The organism is Shewanella sp. 11B5, assembly GCF_002836795.1.
GTDB lineage: Bacteria > Pseudomonadota > Gammaproteobacteria > Enterobacterales > Shewanellaceae > Shewanella > Shewanella frigidimarina.
In genome coordinates this window covers 1-7,904 of record NZ_PJAP01000379.1, presented here as the reverse complement: position 1 = coordinate 7,904, position 7,904 = coordinate 1, and the positions used below count along the sequence as shown (strand labels likewise).

Here is a 7,904-nt window from a genome sequence, read left to right as displayed (position 1 = left end):
GAAGTGTTAGCATTTTCACTCTTTTTTACAAGATGGGCCGAAGATGGTTACATACTCTGTCAGAAGCTCGATAATTTCCGTCGCAATTTTTTCGCTGCTGTTGTTTGGTTAAAAAGGAAAATGTTGCCGGAACGGCAGGGGTGATCCAATAGGGGATTGCTGTTGATCACCTTTTGGCCCGTGCAGGGTGTACCTTGCTATGTTAGTCTGGTGTGGGCGACGCGCCACGACGTTAGTGGCCGCAGGCCAAAAGCTTATCGATTACTTCGCGTAGGGCGATTGTCCGACTTCTTCTGCTACTAACCATACTCGCATATCAAATTCTAGTTGGTGGTAATCTGCTAGCATAAAGCTGCATAACTGATAAAAAGTTTTGTTGTGTTCTTTTTCACGCAGGTGGGCCAGTTCGTGCACTACTACCATTTGTAATAGCTCAAACGGAACGTGTTTTAAGTGTGCTGCAATTCGAATTTCATTTTTGGCTTTAACTTTATTACCTTGGCGGCGATTGACATAAGAATGCAAACCTAGGGCATGGTGGCTTACGCTGATTTTTTCGTCAAAAATAACTTTTGCTAATGGGTCCGATTGACGCATATAGGTATTTTTTAACGTTATCGCCATATCGTATAAGGCTTTGTCTGTACGAACGTCGTGTATTTTGGGGTAGCGTGTTAAAAAGTGGGCGCCTAAGGCATTAGCATCAACGAGTTGGCGGATTTTCTCGACCACGTCAGGACGATAACCATTTAAATAACGTAATGCACTTTGTTCACTTTGCTGCTTTTTAATGTCGGCACTGGTGACTAACAGGCTGAGATCTGTTTTTGGCTTTAATGATTGGCTTGCCGACTTGACCGGCATTTTAGGTGGGGCTTTAGGTGTTTTAGTTTTGGTATCTGACATGGCTGTAGTTCAACTGATTTTTTGGCGTTACCGCTATCTGAGTCGGTATCGATAACGCCAATATAGAACGGTGAAAGCTGTGGGTTACACTTTACCGAAGATGAGGCGGTTATGCTGAACATAAGCAACGTCAAATGCATTAAGCTGGACGCGTTTTAGATCCAATGATTCAAAGTCAACTTGTGGCGGGTTACGCTTTAATTGCTCTTTAATAGTCAATGGAGAAATAAGCGAAACAGGCATGTCCATTAATTGGAGTACCGCTTCAAGTTTGAAGCTGGTGGCACTGCCGGCAAACTTACCTTTTTGTTCACGTTCAATAATGGCTATTTCATCGACTTTATAGTCGCTCATTAGTTTTTTAAACGCAAAATCGAACTCACGAATTGAGTCCGTGCTAGCTGATTGTGAAATACTGAATGAAACTTTACGACATGCTGGCACGTTATAGGTTTCGCCTTCATAGGTCAGTAAACAGATAATGGCTTCGCCGCCTTTTAATTCCACACCACAAATTTTCATGTTAATCCTTACTGGTTTATTCATACGAGAATGCCGTTGGCATGCTCGTTATCGTTCATTTTTGCAGGGCAGTTTAGTATTACCCTACATTCATTATTCTGTTATCGCAGTTTATTGGTCATCTAGCTGGAGATTATCTGCGATTTATGAGTCATTTAGTCTTCTGTTGTGCCGTCGTCTTCGATTATGACAATAGGCTTAACTTTACGGCGCACTGGCGCATCACCGACATCGACGCCAGTAATAAAGCGTTTATCACTCTTTGGTGCCGCTTTAGCTTTTTTAGGTGCGCTAACTCGTTTACTGACGACATCTGCTTTTGCACTGGTGCCAGCTTTACCTGCTTGAGGCTTATCTCTGAGGCCGCTAAATTTGGCTTTTAGGCCTTCAATTACAGTCGGCTCAAAGTTTTTACGTAAAAACAGTTGTACCTTTTTAAAGCTGTCCCAATCTTTAGGGCCTACAAATGAAACAGCATCACCTTTAGCGCCTGCACGGCCTGTACGGCCGATTCGATGGACGTACTCTTCAGCAAACTTTGGCATATCAAAGTTAATCACTAATGATACGTTGATTAAATCAAGACCGCGCGATGCGACATCGGTAGTGACTAATATCTGCGATTGGCCGCGAGCAAATTGATCCATTATCTGGTTACGAGCAGATTGCTTTAAATCACCACTGAGTGCCGAGGTGGCAAAGCCTTGCGCAGCCAATAGCGTGGCTAAACGGTCTGTATCTGATCGAGTTGCAGTAAATACAATCACTTGCTTATGTGTTTCTTGGCTTAAGATATGTTGCAACAAGGCTTGTTTATGGTCTAAGTGATCAACCAAAATAATACGTTGCTCAATATCTTTATGCTCAGTGTAAGATTCACCAATAGACACATGGCTCGGTGATTTTAGTAATGTTGTCGCAATATCACCAATACTGTTGTGATCTAACGTTGCTGAAAACATTAAGGTTTGACGACGTTTATGATCAGCTGCATCGTTAATGGCTTTGAGCTGTGGAGCAAAACCTAAATCGAGCATACGGTCAGCTTCGTCAAGAACCAGTAATTCTAAACCATTTAAATATAAGTGGCGTTGCTGTAAGTGATCCGCAATACGTCCCGGTGTGGCAACAATGAAGTGTGGATCTCTGGCCAATGCTTTGGCTTGATCGTTAAAGTTCTCACCGCCGAGCACGCTAATGGCTTTATATTGGGTATTGGCGACTAATAAACGTAATTGGCCATAAACTTGCTGGGCTAATTCACGAGTCGGTAACAAGATAAGTACCCGAGGATCTTTTTTCGACAATGCTCTGGTGGATATCACGCGTTGCATTGCGGGCAATAAAAACGCTAAGGTTTTACCTGAGCCGGTTTTAGACGATGCCATTAAATCTTTACCTGATAAGGCAATGGGAAGTGCTTGCGCTTGAACATCGGTAGGCGTAGAAATGCCAAGGTGCTTTAGACTGTCAAGCAGGCGCTTGTCCAACGAAAAATCGGTAAATTGCAAAGGTAAATCCCCTAAAAAATGATAGCCGACGATTATAGCTGTTTCACCTTGCTATAGCCAACAAGAGTCGCTTTAGTTATGCTATTTTTTAGCTTTATATTATTGCCTGAGTTAGACGTCACTATGGGACGATTCAGGCAGGCGTATTAAAAATGAATACCGAGCATGGAAGGAACGAAAGATGACAAAGCTCACCGTGGGATTAGCGCTAGGCAGTGGAGCCGCTAAAGGTTGGGCACATATTGGGGTATTGAATGGTTTAGCCAAGTTAGATATTTATCCTGACAAAGTGGCAGGTTGTTCGGTAGGGGCATTAGTGGGTGCTGCCTATGCCAATAATCATTTGGGTGAACTTGAAACCTGGGTGAGTGGGTTTTCGAGTTGGGATGTACTTGGGTTAATGGATTTAGGTTGGCGTAAAGGTGGCCTAATTAGCGGCGAGAAAGTATTTGATGTGTTAGCCAATCGCATTGGCGATATTGATATTGAACAGTTAAACCGTCCCTTTGCTGCAGTGGCTACCGATTTATATTCTGGGCAAGAGATTTGGTTTAAAGAAGGTGATTTACGCCATGCTGTTAGGGCTTCATGTTCAATGCCAGGTTTTTTACCCCCAGTACAGCAAGGGCATCGCTGGGTTGTAGACGGTGCGGTAGTGAACCCTGTACCTGTATCACTGGCTCGATCTATGGGCGTTGATGTGGTTATTGCGGTGGATTTAAATGGTCATCGTCGTGGCCAAATGCACTTAATCCCAGAGCAAGTAAAAAGCCGCAAAGCCTCTAAGTCTGAACCTATTGATGAAAAGCGCGAACTTGAATCTGGCTTTATGGATTTATGGGGTAAAGGCAAAGATTACATGAATGGCTTAACCGATAAATTTTCTTTGGGGAGTTCAAAATCGCATCCGGGTATGCTGGCGGTGATGTCGCAATCGATGGATATTTTAGAACAACGCCATAAACGTTCACGTTTAATGGGCGAGCCACCTGATATTTGTATCGTGCCGGATGTGGGTGACATTGGCACCATGGAGTTTCATCGCGCTAAAGAAGCGATTAAAGCCGGTGAGCAAGCCGTAAATGATATTAAGCATTTAATCGAAGCAACCTTAAAGTAACCTTGAAGCGGTATCGAATATTGTGGTGTGTTTATCATAAATACGCCCGTTAACCGCCGCTAGGTGAATATTTGCTAGTTAATAGATGTTTTCCATTAATTCTGGGTTGTTACCCCGCAACGGTATTGTCTAACCTGCGCAGTCTGATGTGGTTGATAAGATTATTCACTCTCTCATCGTTATCTAGTAGTTATCTCATAGTTAACCCATGGTGATTTAGTCATTATCTAGTAGTTATCTAGTAGTGACTTGCCCGCAATTATCTATCCGCAATGATCTACCCGCAACTATCTAACGATAACGACCGAGTCATTAGATACAATGAGCACGTTAGTTATGTTGTTGATCTAGCCATTTAAGGTTCGAACAATGACTTAATATCGTCATTTTGCACCATTTCAAGCCAGCAAAATACATCACTTATGGTGTTTGCACATCTGGTTATCCATTCAGCAAAGCACCAAAATCGTTAAATTATGTCGATTTTCTGCCATTGTATTAGCCTGTCAAAATCAGTTGTTATTCCTACAATATCTATCGCTTATAGCAAGTGTTTTTTCAATGTTAAGTACTGCCGACAATTATGATCTGGATCAAGGTAATGCTCAGCGTTAATGTGTCTAATACACTCTATCTTGTGTTGTGTGTGTATTAAAGCGCTATATATAGTGCTTGTAAAGGATGGTTGTATGCTTGTAGTAGTGAAAAGGGATGGATGCCGAACTGCGTTTGATGGATGTCGAATCAAAGAGGCTGTTGTAGCAGCAATGGAGTCTGCAGGTATAGCCGACCATCAATATGCACAGCAGTTAGCGCAGACGGTAGAGCAGCAAATGACTGTGAAGACCGAAGTTGATATTCACGAACTACAAGATGCAGTTGAAAACTTATTGATGTCGGGCCCGTTTAAGTCGGTGGCGCGTCATTACATTGAGTACCGTCACGATAGAGATAAACACCGCGAAACCCAGAGTAAATTAAATTGTGCTATTCGCGGTTTAGTTGAGCAATCGGATAGTGCGATTTTAAATGAAAATGCCAATAAAGATGCCAAAGTCATTCCGACCCAGCGTGATTTATTAGCGGGCATTGTGGCCAAGCATTATGCTAAAACCCATTTACTGCCAAAAGATGTGGTAGCCGCCCATGAAAAAGGCGAAATTCACTATCACGACTTAGATTATGCACCTTTTTTCCCGATGTTTAACTGCATGCTAATTGATTTGGCCGGCATGTTAACTCATGGTTTTAAAATGGGTAATGCTGAAATAGAACCACCTAAGTCTATATCAACTGCCACTGCTGTTACGGCGCAAATTATTGCCCAGGTCGCGAGCCATATTTATGGTGGCACAACGATTAACCGTATCGACGAAGTGTTAGCTGAGTTTGTGCAGATCAGTTACCAAAAGCACCTTAGCGTCGCTAAAAAATGGCAAGTGGCAGACGTAGAAGGTTATGCCATGACGCAAACCGAAAAAGAGTGTCATGACGCATTCCAGTCACTTGAATATGAAGTGAATACCTTGCATACCGCTAACGGCCAAACACCGTTTGTTACCTTTGGTTTTGGTTTAGGCGTGTCGTGGGAGTCGCGTTTAATTCAGCAATCGATGTTAACAGTACGTATGGCGGGTTTAGGTAAAAATCGCAAAACAGCAGTCTTTCCAAAATTGGTGTTTGCCATTAAAGATGGTGTGAATCATAAAGCGACGGATGCTAATTATGATATTAAAAAGATGGCCTTAACGTGTTCAAGCATGCGCATGTACCCTGATATTCTTAATTATGATCAGGTAGTGAAAGTCACCGGTTCGTTTAAAACCCCAATGGGGTGTCGATCATTTTTAGGAGCATATGAAGAAAATGGCCAACTGGTCCATGAAGGGCGCAACAATATAGGTGTCGTCAGCCTTAATTTACCGCGCATAGCGTTGGAAGCAGGCAAAGATGAACAGCGCTTTTATCAATTACTCGATGAGCGGTTATCGATTGCCCGCAAAGCATTAGAAACGCGTATTGCTCGTTTAGCTGGCGTTAAAGCACGAGTAGCACCAATCCTTTATATGGAAGGCGCCTGTGGTGTACGCCTAAATGCTGATGATGATGTGAGCGAAATCTTTAAAAATGGCCGAGCATCAATTTCGTTAGGGTTTATTGGTCTTCACGAAACCATTAATGCTTTATATAGCAATGCTGAACACGTGTTTGATAATGCTCAATTGCGCGATAAAGCTGTCGCCATTATTAGTCATTTAAAGCAAGCCACTGAGTCTTGGAAACAAGAAACAGGTTATGGCTTTAGTTTATACAGTACCCCAAGTGAAAACTTATGCAGCCGTTTTTGCCAGCTTGATACCACCCAGTTTGGCGTTGTGGCAGGTGTGACCGACAAAGGGTATTACACCAATAGTTTTCACTTAGATGTTGAAAAGAAAGTAAATCCTTTTGATAAGATTGATTTTGAACAACCTTATCCAGCCATCGCCAATGGCGGGTTTATTTGTTACGGCGAATATCCCAACATGCAGCACAATATTGAAGCGCTCGAAAACGTTTGGGATTACAGTTATAGCCGAGTGCCATATTACGGCACCAATACCCCTATTGATGAGTGTTACGATTGCGGTTTTATTGGTGAGTTTAATTGTACCAGTAAGGGGTTTGTGTGCCCTAAATGTGGTAATCATGAGCCAAGCCGAGTGTCTGTTACTCGTCGCGTTTGCGGTTATTTAGGCAGCCCAGATGCGCGACCATTTAACTTCGGTAAGCAAGAAGAAGTTAAGCGCAGAGTGAAGCATTTATAATGCATTACAGTGCATACCATAGCGTTGATGTGATCAACGGCGAAGGCACCCGCTGTACGTTATTTGTCAGCGGTTGTGAGCATGAGTGTAAAGGTTGCTATAACCAAAGTACTTGGCGTGTAGATGCTGGCCATGTTTTTAGCCAAGCACTAGAAGATCAGATTATTGATGATTTAACCGATACTCGTATTTACCGTCGAGGATTGTCGTTAAGTGGTGGCGATCCGCTGCATTCAGCCAATCTTGAAGGCGTATTAAAATTGGTTACGCGGGTAAAGCAGGAATGCCCTGATAAAGATATTTGGTTGTGGACCGGTTATCAACTGGCCGATCTCACACCGCAGCAACAAGCTGTGGTGAACTTTGTGGATGTGTTGATTGACGGCAAATATGAGCAAGAGAAAGCCGATCCCGCGCTTTTATGGCGCGGTAGCAGCAACCAACAGATCCATCGTTTTACGCGCTAGCGTTTTATGTGAAGGCGTTAAGACGAGTTGCTTAATGTCCAGCACGTTAACTGTCAGTGCTAATCGTTAGTAAATAAATGTATAACCCGCCAATCGTTAACCCGTTAATGATTAGAAAGACCTACAATATGACGATAACGTTTAGTGCGCTGTTTAGTTTTATATTGATCGATTAATAAACTCCACAATGGTGAATCATTAGCGTGTGGCTGCTTACCTTGGCTTATGCGGCGAAGCTGACGTTTAATCACGGCCATCGTCGCCAGTCCAGCCAAAGGTTTACTCTGCCAATTGACTGTTGGAATTGACGGGACAAACTCTGGCTGAATTTGCCATTTATTGGCTAAGTCGGGATAGAAGGCGAGGGCGCTAGCGATACCACACAATGCAAAACCAGCATCGATAACTTGTTGAGCCACAGGTAGGCGATGAATACCTCCCGTTAGCATTAATGGAATAGGGCTACGCTGGACCAACTGCGCTGTTAAACTTAAAAAATAAGCTTCTCGAGCTAACGTTCGTTCATCAGCACTGCGACCTTGCATGGCTGGTGCCTCATAGCTGCCACCAG

General features: G+C 43.1%; 6 protein-coding genes and 1 pseudogene. 3 read left to right on the top strand and 4 right to left on the bottom strand.

Features of this window, described 5'->3' with window-relative positions:
• Positions 1-261: 261 nt before the first annotated feature.
• The 3 genes from CXF78_RS08660 to CXF78_RS08650 form a co-directional block, all read right to left on the bottom strand.
• The gene (locus CXF78_RS08660; protein WP_102036533.1) at positions 262-864 is read right to left on the bottom strand and encodes a M48 metallopeptidase family protein; all 603 of its coding nucleotides are present in this window, start codon (positions 862-864) and stop codon (positions 262-264) included.
• A 126-nt stretch (positions 865-990) separates the two neighbouring features.
• Entirely contained in the window at positions 991-1,428 is a 438-nt protein-coding gene (locus tag CXF78_RS08655; RefSeq protein ID WP_059746685.1) for a DUF3010 family protein, read from the bottom strand.
• Positions 1,429-1,583: 155 nt separating this feature from the next.
• Positions 1,584-2,939, bottom strand: a complete 1,356-nt coding sequence (locus CXF78_RS08650; protein ID WP_102036532.1) for a DEAD/DEAH box helicase — start codon at positions 2,937-2,939, stop codon at positions 1,584-1,586.
• A 181-nt stretch (positions 2,940-3,120) separates the two neighbouring features.
• On the opposite strand from CXF78_RS08650, the gene rssA reads away from it, so the two are divergent.
• The 3 genes from rssA (at position 3,121) to nrdG (ending at position 7,333) form a co-directional block, all read left to right on the top strand.
• Positions 3,121-4,059 carry a patatin-like phospholipase RssA gene (gene rssA, locus CXF78_RS08645; RefSeq protein WP_011637898.1) on the top strand — a complete coding sequence of 313 codons (939 nt, stop codon included), beginning with the start codon at positions 3,121-3,123 and terminating at the stop codon, positions 4,057-4,059.
• Between the two features lie 689 nt (positions 4,060-4,748).
• On the top strand, positions 4,749-6,866 hold the full coding sequence (gene nrdD, locus CXF78_RS08640; protein WP_102036531.1) for an anaerobic ribonucleoside-triphosphate reductase: 2,118 nt from the start codon (positions 4,749-4,751) through the stop codon (positions 6,864-6,866).
• The gene (gene nrdG / locus CXF78_RS08635; protein WP_102036530.1) at positions 6,866-7,333 is read left to right on the top strand and encodes an anaerobic ribonucleoside-triphosphate reductase-activating protein; all 468 of its coding nucleotides are present in this window, start codon (positions 6,866-6,868) and stop codon (positions 7,331-7,333) included. Before nrdD ends, nrdG begins: the two co-directional genes overlap by 1 nt.
• Positions 7,334-7,437: 104 nt before the next feature.
• Here nrdG and CXF78_RS08630 read toward each other — a convergent pair.
• Positions 7,438-7,904: pseudogene (locus CXF78_RS08630) on the bottom strand (2,4-dienoyl-CoA reductase); the annotation flags it as partial.

Excerpts from the sequence above, each read along its gene's own strand:
- nrdG (WP_102036530.1), top strand. The coding sequence starts at position 6,866 with ATGCATTACAGTGCATACCATAGCGTTGATGTGATCAACGGCGAAGGC.
- rssA (WP_011637898.1), top strand. The coding sequence starts at position 3,121 with ATGACAAAGCTCACCGTGGGATTAGCGCTAGGCAGTGGAGCCGCTAAA.
- nrdD (WP_102036531.1), top strand. The coding sequence starts at position 4,749 with ATGCTTGTAGTAGTGAAAAGGGATGGATGCCGAACTGCGTTTGATGGA.
- CXF78_RS08660 (WP_102036533.1), bottom strand. The coding sequence starts at position 864 with ATGCCGGTCAAGTCGGCAAGCCAATCATTAAAGCCAAAAACAGATCTC.
- CXF78_RS08655 (WP_059746685.1), bottom strand. The coding sequence starts at position 1,428 with ATGAAAATTTGTGGTGTGGAATTAAAAGGCGGCGAAGCCATTATCTGT.